Origin of the sequence: Azohydromonas sediminis (assembly GCF_003574675.1) — a bacterium.
Lineage (GTDB): Bacteria > Pseudomonadota > Gammaproteobacteria > Burkholderiales > Burkholderiaceae_C > Calidifontimicrobium > Calidifontimicrobium sediminis.
In genome coordinates this window covers 25,774-43,394 of record NZ_QOAZ01000028.1, presented here as the reverse complement: position 1 = coordinate 43,394, position 17,621 = coordinate 25,774, and the positions used below count along the sequence as shown (strand labels likewise).

The 17,621-nt window shown below is 71.5% G+C and carries 17 protein-coding genes; 3 read left to right on the top strand and 14 right to left on the bottom strand.

All coding sequences use genetic code 11. The features are described 5' to 3' along the window. A partial coding sequence (locus DRV96_RS13780) for a transposase (RefSeq protein ID WP_210757052.1) occupies positions 1-608 on the top strand: 608 nt, incomplete at its 5' end. A gap of 106 nt (positions 609-714) precedes the next feature. Here DRV96_RS13780 and glmM read toward each other — a convergent pair. From glmM to DRV96_RS13760, 4 genes are all read right to left on the bottom strand, one after another. Continuing rightward, complete coding sequence (gene glmM, locus DRV96_RS13775; RefSeq protein WP_119292096.1) at positions 715-2,061, bottom strand: phosphoglucosamine mutase; 1,347 nt, start codon at positions 2,059-2,061, stop codon at positions 715-717. 57 nt (positions 2,062-2,118) lie between these two features. Continuing rightward, positions 2,119-2,988: a dihydropteroate synthase gene (gene folP / locus DRV96_RS13770; RefSeq protein ID WP_119292094.1), complete on the bottom strand. Its 870-nt coding sequence runs from the start codon at positions 2,986-2,988 to the stop codon at positions 2,119-2,121. A gap of 73 nt (positions 2,989-3,061) precedes the next feature. Continuing rightward, positions 3,062-4,966, bottom strand: coding sequence for an ATP-dependent zinc metalloprotease FtsH (gene ftsH, locus DRV96_RS13765; protein WP_119292092.1), 1,905 nt, complete (start codon positions 4,964-4,966; stop codon positions 3,062-3,064). Between the two features lie 145 nt (positions 4,967-5,111). Beyond that, positions 5,112-5,810: an RlmE family RNA methyltransferase gene (locus DRV96_RS13760; RefSeq protein ID WP_119292090.1), complete on the bottom strand. Its 699-nt coding sequence runs from the start codon at positions 5,808-5,810 to the stop codon at positions 5,112-5,114. Positions 5,811-5,830: 20 nt separating this feature from the next. On the opposite strand from DRV96_RS13760, the gene DRV96_RS13755 reads away from it, so the two are divergent. Then, positions 5,831-6,304: a YhbY family RNA-binding protein gene (locus tag DRV96_RS13755; RefSeq protein WP_119292088.1), complete on the top strand. Its 474-nt coding sequence runs from the start codon at positions 5,831-5,833 to the stop codon at positions 6,302-6,304. Between the two features lie 73 nt (positions 6,305-6,377). Here DRV96_RS13755 and DRV96_RS13750 read toward each other — a convergent pair whose 3' ends face one another. The 5 genes from DRV96_RS13750 to DRV96_RS13730 form a co-directional block, all read right to left on the bottom strand. Next, positions 6,378-6,818, bottom strand: coding sequence for a DUF4149 domain-containing protein (locus tag DRV96_RS13750; RefSeq protein ID WP_119292086.1), 441 nt, complete (start codon positions 6,816-6,818; stop codon positions 6,378-6,380). Positions 6,819-6,831: 13 nt separating this feature from the next. Beyond that, the gene (greA, locus tag DRV96_RS13745; RefSeq protein WP_119292084.1) at positions 6,832-7,308 is read right to left on the bottom strand and encodes a transcription elongation factor GreA; all 477 of its coding nucleotides are present in this window, start codon (positions 7,306-7,308) and stop codon (positions 6,832-6,834) included. A 104-nt stretch (positions 7,309-7,412) separates the two neighbouring features. Then, positions 7,413-10,682: a carbamoyl-phosphate synthase large subunit gene (gene carB / locus DRV96_RS13740; protein ID WP_119292082.1), complete on the bottom strand. Its 3,270-nt coding sequence runs from the start codon at positions 10,680-10,682 to the stop codon at positions 7,413-7,415. Position 10,683: 1 nt separating this feature from the next. Then, positions 10,684-11,835: a glutamine-hydrolyzing carbamoyl-phosphate synthase small subunit gene (gene carA, locus DRV96_RS13735; protein ID WP_119292080.1), complete on the bottom strand. Its 1,152-nt coding sequence runs from the start codon at positions 11,833-11,835 to the stop codon at positions 10,684-10,686. A 174-nt stretch (positions 11,836-12,009) separates the two neighbouring features. Further along, a complete protein-coding gene (locus DRV96_RS13730; RefSeq protein WP_119292078.1) occupies positions 12,010-12,414 on the bottom strand; it encodes a GlcG/HbpS family heme-binding protein in 405 nt (134 codons plus the stop codon). A 209-nt stretch (positions 12,415-12,623) separates the two neighbouring features. Here DRV96_RS13730 and DRV96_RS13725 point away from each other — a divergent pair, with 209 nt between their 5' ends. Beyond that, on the top strand, positions 12,624-13,328 hold the full coding sequence (locus DRV96_RS13725; protein ID WP_119292076.1) for a Bax inhibitor-1/YccA family protein: 705 nt from the start codon (positions 12,624-12,626) through the stop codon (positions 13,326-13,328). Positions 13,329-13,376: 48 nt separating this feature from the next. Here DRV96_RS13725 and rlmD read toward each other — a convergent pair whose 3' ends face one another. Genes rlmD through surE form a run of 5 tightly spaced genes read right to left on the bottom strand, consistent with a single transcriptional unit; the run spans position 13,377 to position 17,547 of the window. After that, a complete protein-coding gene (gene rlmD, locus DRV96_RS13720; RefSeq protein WP_119292074.1) occupies positions 13,377-14,738 on the bottom strand; it encodes a 23S rRNA (uracil(1939)-C(5))-methyltransferase RlmD in 1,362 nt (453 codons plus the stop codon). After that, complete coding sequence (locus DRV96_RS13715; protein ID WP_119292072.1) at positions 14,735-14,998, bottom strand: DUF3253 domain-containing protein; 264 nt, start codon at positions 14,996-14,998, stop codon at positions 14,735-14,737. The genes rlmD and DRV96_RS13715 overlap by 4 nt, the downstream gene beginning before the upstream one ends. A gap of 37 nt (positions 14,999-15,035) precedes the next feature. Beyond that, the gene (locus DRV96_RS13710) at positions 15,036-15,968 is read right to left on the bottom strand and encodes a peptidoglycan DD-metalloendopeptidase family protein (RefSeq protein WP_210757051.1); all 933 of its coding nucleotides are present in this window, start codon (positions 15,966-15,968) and stop codon (positions 15,036-15,038) included. A gap of 32 nt (positions 15,969-16,000) precedes the next feature. Further along, positions 16,001-16,801, bottom strand: a complete 801-nt coding sequence (locus tag DRV96_RS13705) for a protein-L-isoaspartate(D-aspartate) O-methyltransferase (RefSeq protein ID WP_210757050.1) — start codon at positions 16,799-16,801, stop codon at positions 16,001-16,003. Then, positions 16,798-17,547 (bottom strand): 5'/3'-nucleotidase SurE, encoded by a 750-nt coding sequence (gene surE, locus DRV96_RS13700; RefSeq protein ID WP_119292069.1) that lies wholly within the window; start codon positions 17,545-17,547, stop codon positions 16,798-16,800. Before surE ends, DRV96_RS13705 begins: the two co-directional genes overlap by 4 nt. Between the last annotated feature and the right edge of the window lie 74 nt (positions 17,548-17,621).

The window sequence follows — 17,621 nt, the reverse complement described above, 5'->3', positions numbered from 1 at the left end:
CCGCGCTGCTGTCGGATCTGGTCGAGCGCGGCCTGGATGCCCAGCGCATGCGGCTGTGGGTGATCGACGGCGGCAAGGCGCTGCGCAAGGCCATCGTGCAGACCTTCGGCGCGTGCGCGCTCGTGCAGCGCTGCCAGGAGCACAAGCGCCGCAACGTGCTGGAGCACCTGCCCAGGGAGCTGCACGCCGGCGTCAAGCGGGCCCTCAAGGACGCCTGGTCGGCCTCGGACGCCGATCTGGCGCGCAAGCAGCTCGGCCGTCTGGCATCGTCGCTGCAGGCCAGGCACCCGGGTGCGGCCGCCAGCCTGCGCGAGGGCCTGGAGGAGACGCTGACCGTGCAGGCACTGGGCATCACCGGGGCGCTGTACCGCACGCTGCGCACGACCAACCCCATCGAGAACCTGAACGGCTCGGTGGCGCACTACAGCCGCAACGTCAAGCGCTGGGGCGACGGCCAGATGGTGCTGCGCTGGGTGGCCAGCGCGCTCAGCGACGCGGCCACGCGCATGCGCAAGCTGCGCGGCTGTGGCCAGATGCGCACCCTCCTCAAGGCCCTGGATGCCCGTCGTCCGGCAAGCGACGACGGCGCCGTCTTCAAGGCCGCGTAGCATGTTCACCGAGGGGCCGTCACCGGTCACGGTTCAACAGCGAACGGGACAACGCCCCGCTCTCGCTGCCGGCGGTTACGTCCCCGGCGGGGCGCCAAATCGGCTTTCAGGCCGCCGCTGCAAGTGCCCCGGCCGCGTCGGCGAGCCTTTGGGCGAAGCGGGCGGCCTGCCCCGGGTCGCGCGCTTCGACCATCACGCGCAGCACGGGCTCGGTGCCCGAGGCCCGAATCAGCACGCGCCCGCTCGAGCCGAGCTCGCGTTCGACCGCCTGCTGTTCGGCTGCGAGCGCGGCGTTGCGGCGCCAGTCGCCGCCTTCGGTCACCCGCACGTTGATCAGCGTCTGCGGGTACAGCTCGACGCCTTCGAGCAGACCGGCGAGGTCGTGTCCGTTACGGCGCACCGCCTGCAACACCTGCAGCGCGCTGACGATGCCGTCGCCGGTCGTGTGGCGGTCGAGCGCGATCAGGTGGCCCGAGCCCTCGCCGCCGAGCTGCCAGCCGCGCGCGACGAGCTCCTCGAGCACGTAGCGGTCGCCAACCTTGGCGCGCACCAGCGGCACGCCGTGCCGTTTGAGCGCCTGCTCGACGCCGAGGTTGGTCATCAGCGTGCCGACGACGCCGGGCACCGGCTCGCCCTTCGCCAGGCGGTCGGTGGCCATCACGTAGAGCAGCTCGTCGCCGTTGAACAGGCGCCCGCGCCGGTCGACGATCTGCAGGCGGTCGGCGTCGCCGTCGAGCGCGATGCCGTAGTCCGCGTCGTGTTCGGCGACCGCGGCCACCAGCGCCTGCGGCGCCGTCGCGCCGAATCCGTCGTTGATGTTGGTGCCGTCGGGGCTGCAGCCGATCGCGACGACCTGCGCCCCCAGCTCGTGCAGCACGTCGGGGGCGACGTGGTACGCGGCACCGTGCGCCGCGTCGACGACGAACTTCATGCCACGCAGCGAGAAGCTGTGCGGCACCGTGCTCTTGCAGAACTCGATGTAGCGCCCGCGCGCGTCGTCGAGCCGCCGCGCCCGCCCGAGCCCGGCCGAATCGACCCACTGCGGCGGCTCGGCGAGCGCGGCCTCGACGGCAGCCTCCCACTCGTCGGGCAGCTTCTCGCCGCGCGCCGAGAAGAACTTGACGCCGTTGTCGGGGTACGGGTTGTGGCTCGCGCTGATCACGACGCCGAGGTCGAGGCGCAGCGCGCGCGTCAGGTAGGCGACGCCGGGCGTGGGCAGCGGGCCCGATAGCAGCACGTCGACGCCGGCCGCGGCGAACCCCGCCTCGAGCGCCGACTCGATCATGTAACCCGAGATGCGCGTGTCCTTGCCGATCAGCACCGTCGGCCGCTCGAGGCTGCGCCGCAGCACGCGGCCGACCGCGTGGCCGAGCGCGAGCATGAAGTCGGGCGTGATCGGCGCGCGGCCAACGGTGCCACGGATGCCGTCGGTGCCGAAGTAGGTTCTGCTCATGGTCGTCGCGGGCGCTGGTACGGCGTCGGCCGCCGCGTGGGCGCTGGGGGCTCGGAGTCAGCGCGCGATTGTGCTCCCGCCCTGCCCGTGCGGGTTGCCGCTGCGCGCCACCGCCGTCCAGACCTTCAACGCATCGACGGTCGCTGCGACATCGTGCACACGCACGATCGCCGCCCCGCGCTCGACGGCCATCAGCGCGGCCGCGACGCTGGCGGCCAGCCGCTCGCCGACGCCGCGCCCCGTCACCGCGCCAAGCGTCGACTTGCGCGACCATCCCACCAGCAGCGGCAGGCCCAGCGCCAGCAGTTCGCGCTGGCGCGCGAGCAGCGCGAGGTTGTGTTCCACCTTCTTGCCGAAGCCGATCCCGGGGTCGACGACGATGCGCTGCCGCTCGACGCCGGCCGCCTGCACCGCCGCGACCCGTTCGGCCAGGTACGCGGCCACTTCGGCGACGACGTCGCGGTAGTCGGCCTGCTGCTGCATCGTCGCCGGCTCGGCGCGCATGTGCATCAGGCACACTCCGGCGCGCGGGTGCGCGGCCACCGCGGCCAGCGCCCCCGGGCGTGTGAGCGCGCGCACGTCGTTGACGACGTCGGCACCGGCGTCGAGCACCGCGCGCATCACCTCGGGCGCGCTGGTGTCGACCGACACCGGCACGCCCAGCGTCACGGCGTGCCGCACGACGGGCAGCACGCGCGCGAGCTCCTCGTCGGCGCTCGGGGTGACGGCGCCCGGGCGCGTCGACTCGCCACCAATGTCGAGCAGGTCGGCACCCTCGGCGACGAGGCGCTCGCAGTGCGCGCACGCGGCCGCCGCGTCGGCGTGACGGCCCCCGTCGGAAAACGAATCGGGCGTCACGTTGACGATGCCCATCACGCGCGGGCGCGACAGGTCGACGTCGAAGCGCGCGGTCTGCCAGAAGGCCATGTCAGTAAGGAAACTTGGGTCGCAAACGGCGACGGGGCCGCAGCCCCGTCGCAACGTCGTCAGCCGGTCACGTTCACGCCGCTGCCGGCGCGCCGTCGGCGCTGATCGGCGGCGTGCCACCGCCGCTGCCACGCGGCGCCGAGGGCGTCCAGTCCTTCGGCGGGCGCGGCGGCTTGCCCTCCATGATGTCCTCGATCTGGTCGCCGTCGATCGTCTCCCATTCGAGCAGCGCCTGCGCCATCGCGTGCATCTTGTCCTTGTGGTCCTCGATCAGCTTGCGCGCGACGGCATACTGCTCGTCGATGATGCGGCGCACCTCGCGGTCGACCTTCTGCATCGTCGCCTCGGACATGTGGACCTGCTTCGTGATGCTGCGACCGAGGAAGACCTCGCCCTCGTTCTCGGCGTAGACCATCGGGCCGAGCTCGTCGCTCATGCCGTAGCGCATCACCATGTCGCGCGCGAGCTGCGTCGCGCGCTCGAAGTCGTTGCTGGCGCCGGTGGTCATCTGGTTCATGAACACCTCCTCGGCGATGCGGCCGCCGAACAGCACCGAGATCGTCGACAGGATGCGCTCCTTGTCCATGCTGTAGCGGTCGCCCTCGGGCAGCTGCATCGTCACGCCGAGCGCGCGGCCGCGCGGGATGATCGTGACCTTGTGCACCGGGTCGGTCTTGGGCAGCAGGCGCGCCACCAGCGCGTGGCCGGCCTCGTGGTAGGCGGTGTTGCGACGCTCCTCCTCGGGCATGACCATGCTCTTGCGCTCGGGGCCCATCAGGATCTTGTCCTTGGCCTTCTCGAAGTCGACCATCTCGACGACGCGCGCGTTGCGGCGCGCGGCGAACAGCGCCGCCTCGTTGACGAGGTTGGCCAGGTCCGCGCCCGAGAAGCCCGGCGTGCCGCGCGCAAGGATGTCGGGCTTGACGTCCTGGCCCACCGGCACCTTGCGCATGTGCACGTTGAGGATCTGCTCGCGCCCGCGCACGTCGGGCAGCGTGACGTAGACCTGGCGGTCGAAGCGGCCCGGGCGCAGCAGCGCCGGGTCGAGGATGTCGGGCCGGTTGGTGGCCGCCATCACGATGACGCCGAGGTTGGTCTCGAAGCCGTCCATCTCGACCAGCATCTGGTTGAGCGTCTGCTCGCGCTCGTCGTTGCCGCCGCCCAGGCCCGCGCCGCGGTGCCGGCCCACGGCGTCGATCTCGTCGATGAAGATGATGCACGGCGCGCTCTTCTTCGCCTGCTCGAACATGTCGCGCACGCGCGCCGCGCCGACGCCGACGAACATCTCGACGAAGTCCGAGCCCGAGATGCTGAAGAACGGCACCTTGGCCTCGCCGGCGATGGCCTTGGCCAGCAACGTCTTGCCGGTGCCTGGCGGGCCCACGAGCAGCACGCCGCGCGGGATACGCCCACCCAGCTTCTGGAACTTCTGCGGGTCCTTCAGGAAGTCGACGAGCTCCTTGACCTCCTCCTTGGCCTCGTCGCAGCCGGCGACGTCGGCGAAGGTGGTGGTGTTGTTGGCCTCGTCGAGCATGCGCGCCTTGCTCTTGCCGAAGCTGAAAGCGCCGCCCTTACCGCCGCCCTGCATCTGGCGCATGAAATAGATCCACACGCCGATCAGCAGCAGCATCGGGCCCCAGCTGAGCAGGATGCTCATCAGGATCGACGGCTCCTCGCGCGGGCGCACGTCGAAACGCACGTTGGCGGCGATCAGGTCGCCGACCAGCCCGCGGTCGAGGTACGTCGCGGTGCTGCGGATGCGTCGGTCGTCACTGGTGGTGGCGATGATCTCGGTGCCGCTGGTGCTCTCCTGCAGCGTCACGTGCTTGATCCGCCCCGCGCGCACCTCCTCGAGGAAGTCCGAGTAGCCGATCGTCGCGCCCGGCGCGACGCCGCGGTCGAACTGCTTGAAGACGGTGAACAGCACGAGCGCGATCACCATCCACACCGCGACCTTCGACAGCCATTGATTGTTCACCGCGACTCCTCGAAAACCTCCGCCGCCAAAACGGCAGAAAACCGTGCAAGAACTGGACTGTAATTGCGGCCGATTCTATGGGACTCAATATGCCCGCGCCGCCTGGCGGCACATGCCGGCAATCGGTGGGCAAACGGACCCGAATTCAACCGTTCGGGCCCACGCTGCCCGCGCTGACCCTCAGACCCCGGCCGACCAGAAAGGTTTCCGCCGAGCGGTCGCGCGACGCCTTCGGCTTGACCGGCTTGACGACGCGGAACGTCTTCTTGAACTGCTCGACGAGCTGGCTGTAGCCGCTGCCGTGGAACACCTTGCACACCAGGGCGCCGTCGGGCTTGAGGTGGCGCCGGGCGAACTCGAGCGCGAGCTCGACGAGGTGCGCGATGCGCGCGGCATCGGCGCTCTCGATGCCCGAGAGGTTCGGCGCCATGTCGGAGACGATGAGGTCCACCGCGCGGCCGGCCAGCGTCTCGTCGAGCGCCGCCACGACGGCCTCGTCGCGGAAGTCGCCCTGCAGGAAGGTCACACCCTCGATCGGCTCCATCGGCAGCACGTCGAGCGCGACGATCGTGCCCTGCAGCGCGCCCGGTGCCGCGCCGCCGGCGCCGGCGGCCTTCGGCGCGAAGCGCCGGCGCAGATACTGGCTCCAGGCTCCCGGCGCGCTGCCCAGGTCGACCACCACCTGCCCGAGGCGCACCAGCCCCAGCGCCTCGTCGATCTCCTTGAGCTTGTACGCCGCGCGCGAGCGGTAGCCCTCCTGCTGCGCCCGCTTCACATAGGGGTCGTTGACATGGTCGGCGAGCCACGCCTTGTTGACCTTCTTGCTCTTGGTCTTGATCTTCATTGCGCATCGATAATAGGCCGATGCCCGCCCTGACCCTGACGCCCGCCGAGCGCAAGCAGCACCGCAGCGCCGCCCATCACCTCGACCCCGTCGTGACCGTCGGCGCCGACGGGCTGACCGACGCCGTGCTGAAGGAAGCCGACGCGGCGCTCGCCGCGCACGGTCTGATCAAGGTGCGCGTCTTCAGCGACGAGCGCGAGGCGCGCGAGGCCGTGCTCGCGACGCTGGCCGACCGGCTGAGTGCGGCGCCGGTGCAGCACATCGGCAAGCTGCTGGTGCTGTGGCGCCCGCCGGCGCCCAAGCCCAAGGCCGAGCGCGACGACCGTGCACCGGCGCCGAAAGTGGTCAAGATCGTCAAGTTCAGCAAGAGCGGCAACCACCGGCCGGTCGTCAAGAAGGTGCGCCTGCTCGGCAACCAGCGCGTGACGGCGGGCGGACTCGTCAAGAAGGCGCGCAAGCGCGCCACCAGCATCAAGAAGACCGGCGCGGGCTGACGCGCCCGCGCGGCCGCCCGTCGGCGAACGGTGCGTTGCCACGCGGGCCGGACCACGCGCGGCGCCAGCGGCCTCAGCGCGGCGCGATGCCGGCTGCGGTACACCGCCACGCAAGCACGAGCACGAGCAGCGCCTTGACGCCGAAGAACACGGTCGAGACGGCGTGCAGCGTGCCGAACGACCACGGCCCCTGCCCGGCGCGCGCCGCCGCCATCATCGGCTGCAGCGCGAAGTAGCCGGCCACGGTGCACAACAGCGCGCCCAGCACCAGCATCACCTCGACCGTCATCGCCGGCGCGCCGTCGCGCGCGCGCCGGCGCTCGAGCAAGAAGAGCACCACGGCCGCCGCGAGGCTCAGGTAGGCCTCGCTGGCGAGCACACGGGCCACGACGCGGCCGGCGTCGGCAGTGGCCAGCGTCGCGAACGGCGCCGGCGTCGCGATGCCGGCCACCGCGAGCAGCACGCCGGCCCACAGCCCGGCGAGCAGCGCGCGCGCGCGCTCCACGCGGTTCATCGTGCCGCCGCCGTCAGACGTAGCGCACGCCGACGATTTCGTACGTCTTGACGCCGCCCGGGGCGCGCACCTCGGCGACGTCACCGGCCGACTTGCCGATCAGCGCGCGCGCAATCGGCGAGCTGATCGAGATCAGCCCGAGCTTGAGGTCGGCCTCGTCGTCGCCGACGATCTGGTACGTCACTCTCGCGCCGCTGTCCTCGTCCTCGAGGTCGACGGTGGCGCCGAAGACGACGCGCCCGCCGGCGTCGAGCGTCGCCGGATCGATCACCTGCGCGGCGGCGAGCTTGCCCTCGAGCTCCTTGATGCGGCCCTCGATGAAGCCCTGCTTGTCCTTGGCGGCGTCGTACTCGGCGTTCTCCGACAGGTCACCCTGCGCGCGCGCCTCGGCGATGGCCTGGATCACGGCGTGGCGCTCGACCGTCTTGAGCCGCTGCAGCTCGTCCTTGAGCTTCTCGGCCCCGCGCTTGGTGAGGGGAATCGTCGTCATGGCGTGCATCGCAAGCAGAAAAAAGGGCGAAACGGGACGGTGGAAAAGCAATCGCCGCCAGCGTCCGCGAGAACGCCGGCGGCGGTGTGTTCGAGACCTGGAGTTTAGTGCAGTTCCGCGTGCAGCTCCTGCACCGAACGCACGACGAGGTCCGCGTCGTGCTTCAGCGCCTCGGTGGCGGCCTCGCAGCCGGCCATCGTCGTGTAGTAGGTGACGCGGTGGGCCAGCGCCGCGGTGCGGATGTAGCGCGAGTCGGCGATCGCCGTGCGCGTCTCGTCGACCGTCGTGAACACGAGCTGGATCTCGCCGGCCTTGACCATGTCGGCGATGTGCGGGCGGCCGTCCTTGACCTTGTTGACGACCTTCACCGGCACCCCGGCGGCCGCGATCGCCGCCGCCGTCCCCTTGGTCGCGACGAGCTTGAAGCCCAGTGCGTGCAGGTCGCGCGCCACGGCCACCGCGCGCGCCTTGTCGGCGTCCTTGACGGTGATCACGACGGTGCCGGCCTCGGGCAGCCGCGAGCCCGCGCCGAGCTGGCTCTTGAGCATCGCCTCGGCGAACGTGGCGCCCACGCCCATCACCTCGCCGGTCGAGCGCATCTCCGGGCCGAGCACGGGGTCGACGCCGGGGAACTTGTTGAACGGGAACACCGCCTCCTTGACGCTGAAGTAGTGCGGCACGACCTCGCCGCGCACCCCCTGCTGCGCCAGCGTGCGCCCGACCATGCAGCGCGCGGCGATCTTGGCCAGCGGCAAGCCGGTGGCCTTCGAGACGAACGGCACCGTGCGCGACGCGCGCGGGTTGACCTCGAGGACGTAGACGACGGCCGCGTCGCCCTCGCCCTGGATCGCGAACTGCACGTTCATCAGCCCGACGACGTTCAGCGCCCGCGCCATCAGCGCGGTCTGCCGGCGCAGCTCGTCCTGCAGCGTCTTCGGCAGCGTGTACGGCGGCAGCGAGCAGGCCGAGTCGCCGGAGTGGATGCCCGCGGCCTCGACGTGCTCCATGATGCCGCCGATCAGCACCGCGCCGCTGGCGTCGGCGATGCAGTCGACATCGACCTCGACGGCGTCCTCGAGGAAGCGGTCGAGCAGCACCGGGCTCTTCTCGCTGACGCGCACCGCCTCGCGCATGTAGCGCTCGAGGTCCCTGTCGCCGTGCACGATCTCCATCGCACGGCCGCCGAGCACGTAGCTCGGACGCACGACGAGCGGGTAGCCGATCTCGTGCGCCATCGCCAACGCCGCCTCCTCGGTGCGCGCGGTGCGGTTCGGCGGCTGCTTCAGGCCCAGCCGGTGCAGCAGCTGCTGGAAGCGCTCGCGGTCCTCGGCGACGTCGATGCTGTCGGGGCTGGTGCCGACGATCGGCACGCCGGCGCGTTCGAGGTCGAGCGCGAGCTTCAGCGGCGTCTGCCCGCCGTACTGCACGATCACGCCCTCGGGCTTCTCCTTGTCGACGATCTCGAGCACGTCCTCGAGCGTGACCGGCTCGAAGTACAGGCGGTCGGAGGTGTCGTAGTCGGTCGAGACCGTCTCCGGGTTGCAGTTGACCATGATGGTCTCGAACCCGTCGTCGCGCATCGCGAACGCGGCGTGCACGCAGCAGTAGTCGAACTCGATGCCCTGGCCGATGCGGTTCGGCCCGCCGCCGAGCACCATGATCTTCCTGCGCGGCGTCGGGTCGGCCTCGCACTCGCCGCCTTCGGACTCGTAGGTCGAGTACAGGTAGGCCGTGGGCGTCGCGAACTCGGCCGCGCAGGTGTCGACGCGCTTGTAGACCGGGCGCACGCCGAGCGCGTGGCGCAGCGCGCGCACCGCGTGCTGGTCGGTGCCCAGGAGCTTCGCCAGCCGCTTGTCGGAGAACCCTTTGGCCTTGAGCCAGCGCAGCTCGGCAGCGTTCAGGCTGTCGAGCGTGCGCGCCGCGACCAGACGCTCGGTGGCCACGAGGTCCTCGATGTGCGCGAGGAACCACGGGTCGATCGCCGTCTCGTCGTGGATCTCGGCCAGCGTCATGCCGGCGCGGAACGCGTCGGCGACGTAGAGGATGCGCTCGGGCCCCGGCTCGCCGATCTCCTCGACGATCTCCTCGCGGTCGGTGCTGCGCTCGTCGAGCCCGCTGATGCCGGTCTCGAGTCCGCGCAGCGCCTTCTGGAAGCTCTCCTGGAACGTGCGGCCGATCGCCATCACCTCGCCGACCGACTTCATCTGCGTCGTCAGGTGCGCATCGGCCTCGCGGAACTTCTCGAACGCGAAGCGCGGGATCTTGGTGACGACGTAGTCGATGGTCGGCTCGAAGCTCGCCGGCGTCGCGCCACCGGTGATGTCGTTCTTCAGCTCGTCGAGCGTGTAGCCCACCGCGAGCTTGGCGGCGATCTTCGCGATCGGAAAGCCCGTGGCCTTCGACGCCAGCGCCGAGCTGCGGCTCACGCGCGGGTTCATCTCGATGACGATCATGCGCCCGGTCTTCGGGTCGATCGCGAACTGCACGTTCGAGCCGCCGGTGTCGACGCCGATCTCGCGCAGGATCGCGATGCTGGCGTCGCGCATCAGCTGGTATTCCTTGTCGGTCAGCGTCTGCGCCGGCGCCACCGTGATCGAATCGCCGGTGTGGATGCCCATCGGGTCGAGGTTCTCGATCGAGCAGACGATGATGCAGTTGTCCGCGCGGTCGCGGACGACTTCCATCTCGTACTCCTTCCAACCGATCAGCGACTCCTCGATCAGCAGCTCGTTGGTGGGCGAGAGGTCGAGCCCGCGCTTGCAGATCTCCTCGAACTCCTGCGGGTTGTAGGCGATGCCGCCGCCGGTGCCGCCGAGCGTGAAGCTCGGGCGGATCACGACCGGGAAGCCCGTACCGCCGGTCTCGGCGGCGATGCGCTCGCGCACCGCCTGCGCCTGCTCCCAGCTGTGCGCAATGCCGCTCTTGGCCGAGCCGAGCCCGATCGACGTCATCGCGTCCTTGAACTTCAGCCGATCCTCGGCCTTCTCGATCGCGTGCTCGCTGGCACCGATCATCTCGACGCCGTGCTTCGCGAGCACGCCGTGGCGGTCCAGGTCGAGCGCGCAGTTCAGCGCCGTCTGCCCGCCCATCGTCGGCAGCAGCGCCATCTTCTCGTGCGGGTGTTCGCGGCGCTCCTTCTCGATGATCTTCTCGACCACCTGCCAAGTGATCGGCTCGATGTAGGTCGCGTCGGCCATGCCCGGGTCGGTCATGATCGTCGCCGGGTTGCTGTTGACGAGGACGACGCGGTAGCCCTCCTCGCGCAGCGCCTTGCACGCCTGCGCGCCGGAGTAGTCGAACTCGCACGCCTGGCCGATGACGATCGGGCCGGCGCCGATGATCAGGATGCTGTGGATGTCCTGGCGCTTCGGCATCTCAGTGCGCCTCCATGAGCTTGACGAAGCGGTCGAACAGGTAGCCGATGTCGTGCGGCCCGGGGCTCGCCTCCGGGTGGCCCTGGAAGCAGAACGCCGGACGGTCGGTGCGCGCCAACCCCTGCAGCGTGCCGTCGAACAGGCTCACGTGCGTGGCGCGCAGGTGCGAGGGCAGCGTCTTGTCGTCGACGGCGAAGCCGTGGTTCTGACTCGTGATGCTGACGCGGCCGCTGTCGAGGTCCTTGACCGGGTGGTTCGCGCCGTGGTGGCCGAACTTCATCTTGAAGGTCTTCGCGCCCGAGGCGAGCGCCATGATCTGGTGGCCCAGGCAGATGCCGAAGGTCGGCAGCCCGGCGTCGATCAGCGTGCGCGCCGCGGCGATCGCGTAGTCGCACGGCTCGGGATCGCCCGGGCCGTTGCTGAGGAACACGCCGTCGGGCTTCATCGCGAGCACGTCGGCCGCCGGCGTCTGCGCCGGCACCACGGTGATGCGGCAGCCGCGGCTGGCGAGCATGCGCAGGATGTTGCGCTTGACGCCGAAGTCGTAGGCCACGACGTGCCACCGCGGCGCGTCGACGCGGCCGTAGCCGGCGCCGAGCGTCCACTCGGTCTCGGTCCACACGTACGGCTCGCGCACCGAGACGACCCGCGCGAGGTCCTGCCCGGCCATGCTCGGCGCGCCGCGCGCCGCCGCGATGGCCTGCTCGGCGTGCGCCGGCGTCACCGCGGTGCCGGCCGGCAGCGCGAGGATGCAGCCGTTTTGCGCGCCGCCGGTGCGCAGGATGCGCGTCAGCCGCCGCGTGTCGATGCCGGCGATCGCCACCGTGCCTTCGCGACGCAGATAGGCGTCGAGCGTGGCCGTCTGGCGGAAGTTCGACGCACGCAGCGCCAGGTCTTTGACGATCAGGCCGGCGGCATGGACCTTCGACGCCTCGACGTCCTCTTCGTTGACGCCGGTGTTGCCGATGTGCGGATACGTCAGCGTGACGATCTGCCGGCAGTAGCTCGGGTCGGTGAGGATTTCCTGGTAGCCGGTGAGCGCGGTGTTGAACACCACCTCGCCGACCGTGGCGCCTTCGGCGCCGATCGAGGTGCCCTGGAAGACCGTGCCGTCTGCGAGTGCGAGGAGAGCGGGAGGCAGGACGGGCAGCAAGACAGGACTCCGACGTGGAACGCCTCCGCCGCGCGCGTCGCACCCGCGCAGCAGCCCGCGCGGAGACCCCGCACGGGTCGGGAATTCAGGCCGGGAGGGGGTGCTGCGGACGCGGCGCGCGTCGGATGGCGCAAAGTGCGCGCATTGTAGCCGGGCCGGCCGCCGCCGGCCCGCTCAGCCCAGCGCCGCGATGCCGGCGCGCGCGATCTGCGCGTCCTCGCTCGACTTGACGCCGCTGACGCCGACCGCGCCGACGCACTGCCCGTCGACGACGATCGGCACACCGCCCTCGAGCAGGCCGTCGAGCCCCGGCGCGCTCAGGAACGACGTGCGGCCCTGGTTGATCATGTCCTCGTAGACCTTGCTCTCGCGCCGGCCGAGCGCCGCGGTACGCGCCTTGGCCGGGGCGATCTGCGCCGAGATCGGCGCCGCACCGTCGAGGCGCTGCAACCACAGCAGGTGGCCGCCATCGTCGACGACCGCGATCGTCACCGCCCAGCCGTGGCGCTGCGCCTCGGCCTCGGCGGCAGCGGCGATCGAGCGGACGTCGTCGAGGGTCATGCAGGGTTTGGTCTTCATCGTGGGGCGAACGGGTGCTGGGTGGGGGGGCGGGTGGCGACGGGCCGGCCATCGCGGCCCGCACTGTAGTGCAAGTCACACCTCGCAGGCGCCGGCCGGCGCGCGGCCATCCGGTCGCCGGGCAAACCCCGGCACGGGAGTCGCGAACTTAGAATGCGCCGCGCAGTCACAGCGGGCTGTCGTCCAACCCCCTGCGTCACGGAGGTCCCATGAACGAGAAGATCCAACCCGTCTACACCGGCTACGGCGGCGCCGCCAGCAGTGCCTTGGCCGTCGAGCGCAACCGCGTGCTGCGCAACACGTACTGGCTGCTGGCGCTGTCGATGGTGCCCACGGTGCTGGGCGCCTGGATCGGCGTGAGCACCGGCATCGTCTCGCGCATGGGCGTCGGGATGAGCGCGATCGTGTTCCTGGCCGGCGCGTTCGGCTTCATGTTCGCGATCGAGAAGTTCAAGAACTCGTCGACCGGCGTACTGCTGCTGCTCGGCTTCACGTTCTTCATGGGGCTGATGCTGTCGCGCATCGTCGGCGTCGTGCTCGGCATGAGCAACGGCGCGTCGCTGATCATGTACGCGTTCGGCGGCACCGCGGCGATCTTCCTCGGCATGGGCGCGCTCGCGACGACGATCAAGCGCGACCTGACGAACCTGGGCAAGTTCCTGTTCGTCGGCGCGATCATGCTGCTGGTGGCCGGCATCGCGAACATTTTCTTCCAGTCCAGCGCGCTGATGATCACGCTGGCGGTGCTCGCGATCGGCATCTTCTCGGCCTTCATGCTCTACGACATGAAGCGCATCGTCGACGGCGGCGAGACGAACTACATCAGCGCGACGCTGGGCCTGTACCTGAGCCTGTACAACGTGTTCCAGAGTCTGCTGATGCTGCTCGGCGTGTTCGGCGGCGACCGCGAATAAGCGCGCTTCGCACCGTGACAACGGGGCCCTCGGGCCCCGTTGTCGTTTTCACGGGCGCTCGAACACGGCGATCGATTCGACGTGCGCCGTGTGCGGGAACATGTTGACCGCGCCCGCCGCGCTGCAGCGCCAGCCGCCGTGGTGCACGAGCAGTCCGGCGTCGCGCGCGAGCGTCGCCGGGTTGCAGCTGACGTAGACGATGCGCCGCGGCGGCGCCCAGCCCGCCGGCGCACGCTGTGACAGATGGACGAGCGCCTTGACGAGCGCGAACGCGCCTTCGCGCGGCGGGTCGACGAGCCAGCGCTCGGCGGGCCCAAGGGCGAGCAGCGCGTCGGCGTCGAGCTCGAACAGGTTGCGCGCTTCGAAGCGTGTGCGCTCCGCGAGGCCGTTGCGCTGCGCGTTGTCGCGCGCGCGCTGCACCAGCGCCTCGCTGCCCTCGACGCCGAGCACCTCGCCCGCGCGCCTGGCCAGCGGCAGCGTGAAGTTGCCCAGCCCGCAGAACCAGTCGATCACGCGCTCGCCCGGCTGCGCATCGAGCAGGCGCACCGCGCGGTGCACCAGCACGCGGTTGATCGCGTGGTTGACCTGCGTGAAGTCGGTCGGCCGAAACGGCATCACGAGGCCGAACTCGGGCAGCGTGTAGGCGAGCTCGGCGCCGCCCTCGTCGAGCCGGTGCACCGAGTCGGGGCCCTTGGGCTGCAGCCACCACTGCACGCCGTGCGCGCGCGCGAAGTCGCGCAGGCGCGCGAGGTCGCTCGCCGACAGCGGCTCGAGGTGGCGCAGCACGAGTGCCACGACCGTGCCGCCGGGGGCCTCGCCGACCGCGAGCTCGATCTGCGGCAGGCGGTCGCGCGCGTCCATCGACGCCACCAGCGCGCGCAGCGGCACGAGCAGCGCGCCGACCGCGGGCGGCAGCACGGGGCACTGCGTCATGTCGGCGACGTAGCTCGACTTGCGCTCGTGGAAGCCGACGAGCACGCCGCCCTTCTTCGGCACGTGGCGCACCGACAGCCGCGCGCGGTAGCGGTAGCCCCAGGCCGGGCCCTCGATCGGGCGCAGCACGCGCTCGGGCCGCACCTTGCCGAGGTGCCACAGCTGGTCCTCGAGCACGCGCTGCTTGACGGCGACCTGCGCCGACGGGTGCAGGTGCTGCATCTTGCAGCCGCCGCAGGCGCCGGCGTGCAGCCCGAAGTGCGCGCACGCCGGGCGCACGCGCTGCGCGCTCTCGTCGCGCACCGCGGTTACCACCGCCTGCTCCCACTGCGCCTTGCGGCGCGTCACGTGCACCTGCACGCACTCGCCGGGCAGCGCCCCCTCGATGAAGACCACCTTGCCCTGCGCATCGTGCGCCACCCCCTGCGCGTCGAGGTCGAGCGACTCGACGCGCAGCCACTCGTCCTCGGCTGTCATGCGACGCGATTATCCCGGCCGCCCCGCGCCAGCCGCACCGGGCCGCGCCACGGTGCCTGCGGGTCGAGCACCCGACCGCGCTGCGTGACGGTGACGCGGCCCTGCGCCGCGAGCGCACGCGCGACGGCGCGCACGTCGCTCATGTGCTCGCGCCAGGCGGCCGGCCACAGCAGGCGCGCCACCTCGGACGGGCACACGCTCGCGCCGGGGTTGCGGCGCGCGAACAGGTCGAGCAGCGCGCGCTCGATCGCACACGCCACATCGTCCGCCGGTGGCGGCGCCGGGGTCACGTCGCGTTCAGCGCGGCGGCAGCAGCCGCGCCGGATCGACCGGGCGACCCTGGCGCCGGATCTCGAAGTGCAGCTGCACGCGGTCGGCGTCGGTCGACCCCATCTCGGCGATCTTCTGGCCGCGCCGCACCGCCTGGTCTTCCTTGACCAGCAGGGTCTGGTTGTGCGCGTAGGCGCTGAGGTAGGTGTTGTTGTGCTTGACGATCACGAGGTTGCCGTAGCCGCGCAGGCCCGCACCGGCGTAGACGACGCGGCCGTCGGCCGCTGCGAGCACGGGGTCACCGGCGCGGCCGGTGATCGCGATGCCCTTGTTGCGCGTCTCGTCGAACGCCGTGACGACCGGGCCCGCGGCCGGCCAGCCCCATGCAATGTCCTCGTCGGTGTCGCGCGCGGCTGCCGGTGCCGGCGCGGGTGCGGCGGCGGTGGGCGCCGCCGGCGCGGCCGTGTTGGGCGCCGGCACTGCGGCCACCGGCGCGGCCGGCGACGGGCCGACCGGCTGCGTGACGGCCGTGGCTGCCGCCGGCGACGACGCCGGGGCGGCCGCGCGCGGCTCGATCGGGCGCACCTCGGCGACGCCGGCAGCCGGGCGCACTGGCGCCACCGTCGCCTCGCCGGGAGGCGGGACGACGCGCAGCACCTGCCCGACCTCGATCACGTTCGGGTTCTCGAGGTTGTTCCAGCGCACGATGTCGCGCCAGTTCTGGCCCGTCTCGAGCCCGATGCGGATCAGCGTGTCGCCCGGCTTGACGACGTATTCGCCGGGCTTGGCCTGCGGCGCGGCAACCATCGGCGTTTGCGTCGAAGGTGCGGCGGGCAGCTCGGGCCGCAGCACCGGCGAGCGCGATTCCACCGGCGCCGGCCGCGGTGCGGCACAGGCCGTCAGCAGCGCCGCGACGATCGTGACGGCGGCCAGTCGCCCACCGCTGCGCGAGAGATCCATCATCCGAGTGCGTTGACCAGCGCGTCGAGCATTCAGGCGACGCCGGATTTTAGGGGGACGAACTGCACCGCCTCGTGAAGGCGACGTTGCAGCCCCGTGGCATGGCGCTCGACGACGACGAGCGTCTGCCCGCGCCCGTCGGCGGCACGCACCGGCGCGACGAGCCGCCCGCCGACGGCGAGCTGATCGAGCCATGCGCTCGGCAGGTCGTCACCGCCCGCGGCGGCGATGATGCTGTCGTACGGCGCGTTCGGCGCGTGGCCGAGCATGCCGTCACCCCAGACGAGGCGCAGGTTCGCGCGCGGCCACGCCGCCAGACGCTCGCGCGCGAGTTCGTGCAGCGGCCGCAGCCGCTCGACCGACACGACGTGGCGCGCCAGCCGCGCGAGCAGCGCGGCCTGGTAGCCGCAGCCGGTGCCGATCTCGAGCGTGCGCCCGAGCGGCGCCGTCGCGCCGGCCGGCCGGCCCTCGAGCAGCAGTTCGAGCATGCGCGCGATCACCGACGGCTTCGAGATCGTCTGGCCGTGGCCGATCGGCAGCGCGGTGTCTTCGTACGCCTGCGGCACCAGCGCGCTGTCGACGAAGTGGTGGCGCGGCACCTCGGCAAAGGCCTGCAGCACCGCGGCGTGGCGCACGCCGCCGGCCTGCAGCCGCTGCACCATCCGCGCGCGCACGCCGGCCGAGTCCAACCCGACGCCGCTCGGCGAGCGCTGGCGGCGAGCGTCCTTGCTCGCCTCGGCCAACAGACGTTGGGGCCGGTGCGCGACCGGCGCCGCCGATGCGGGGGCCACGCGCTCGAGCGACAGCGGAAAGCGCGGCGGGCGGCCGCTCACCGCGCCGCCTCGAGCAGCGTGCGCCAGCCGGGCAGCGCCGCGTGGTCGGTCAGGTCGACCTGCAGCGGCGTGACCGACACGCGCCCGCTCGCAACGGCGAAGAAGTCGGTGCCCTCGCCGCCTTCGCGTGCGTCGCCGGCCGGGCCGATCCAGTAGATCGTTTCGCCGCGCGGGTTCACCTGCCGGATCACCGGCTCGCTGGCGTGACGGCGGCCCAGCCGCGTGATCTGGCGCGGCAGGCGGTCGGCGTCGGCGCGCGCCGGGATGTTGACGTTGAGCAGCCACGGGCCGGCCGGCGGGGTGGCGAGCACCTGCTCGACGACCTGGCGCGCGACGCGCGCGGCCGCGTCCAGATGCTTCCAGCCCTTCTCGACGAGCGAGAACGCGATCGCCGGGATGCCGAAGAGATACCCTTCCATCGCCGCCGCGACGGTGCCCGAGTACAGCGTGTCGTCGCCCATGTTGGCGCCGTTGTTGATGCCCGACAGCACGAGGTCGGGGCGGTGCGGCAGCAGCCCCGTCAACGCGACGTGCACGCAGTCCGACGGCGTGCCGTTGACGACCTGCGCGCCGTTGGCGGCGTGGAACACGCTCAGCGGGCGGTTGAGCGTCAGCGCGTTCGACGTGCCGCTGGCGTTTTGCTCGGGGGCGACGATGTCGATCTCGCCGAGTCCGCGCACCGCCTCGACGAGGGCGGCCAGACCGGGCGCGAGGTAGCCGTCGTCGTTGGCAATGAGGATGCGCATCGTCGCGCATTGTAGGAGGCGTCGCGCAGGCGACGGCGCACGGGCGTGGGCTGCCTATCATCCGCGCACCCGAA

Coding starts and splice junctions, on each gene's coding strand:
- glmM (WP_119292096.1), bottom strand. CDS start 2,061: ATGAGCAGAACCTACTTCGGCACCGACGGCATCCGTGGCACCGTTGGC.
- folP (WP_119292094.1), bottom strand. CDS start 2,988: ATGGCCTTCTGGCAGACCGCGCGCTTCGACGTCGACCTGTCGCGCCCG.
- DRV96_RS13760 (WP_119292090.1), bottom strand. CDS start 5,810: ATGAAGATCAAGACCAAGAGCAAGAAGGTCAACAAGGCGTGGCTCGCC.
- DRV96_RS13755 (WP_119292088.1), top strand. CDS start 5,831: ATGCCCGCCCTGACCCTGACGCCCGCCGAGCGCAAGCAGCACCGCAGC.
- DRV96_RS13750 (WP_119292086.1), bottom strand. CDS start 6,818: ATGAACCGCGTGGAGCGCGCGCGCGCGCTGCTCGCCGGGCTGTGGGCC.
- greA (WP_119292084.1), bottom strand. CDS start 7,308: ATGACGACGATTCCCCTCACCAAGCGCGGGGCCGAGAAGCTCAAGGAC.
- carB (WP_119292082.1), bottom strand. CDS start 10,682: ATGCCGAAGCGCCAGGACATCCACAGCATCCTGATCATCGGCGCCGGC.
- DRV96_RS13730 (WP_119292078.1), bottom strand. CDS start 12,414: ATGAAGACCAAACCCTGCATGACCCTCGACGACGTCCGCTCGATCGCC.
- DRV96_RS13725 (WP_119292076.1), top strand. CDS start 12,624: ATGAACGAGAAGATCCAACCCGTCTACACCGGCTACGGCGGCGCCGCC.
- rlmD (WP_119292074.1), bottom strand. CDS start 14,738: ATGACAGCCGAGGACGAGTGGCTGCGCGTCGAGTCGCTCGACCTCGAC.
- DRV96_RS13710 (WP_210757051.1), bottom strand. CDS start 15,968: ATGGATCTCTCGCGCAGCGGTGGGCGACTGGCCGCCGTCACGATCGTC.
- surE (WP_119292069.1), bottom strand. CDS start 17,547: ATGCGCATCCTCATTGCCAACGACGACGGCTACCTCGCGCCCGGTCTG.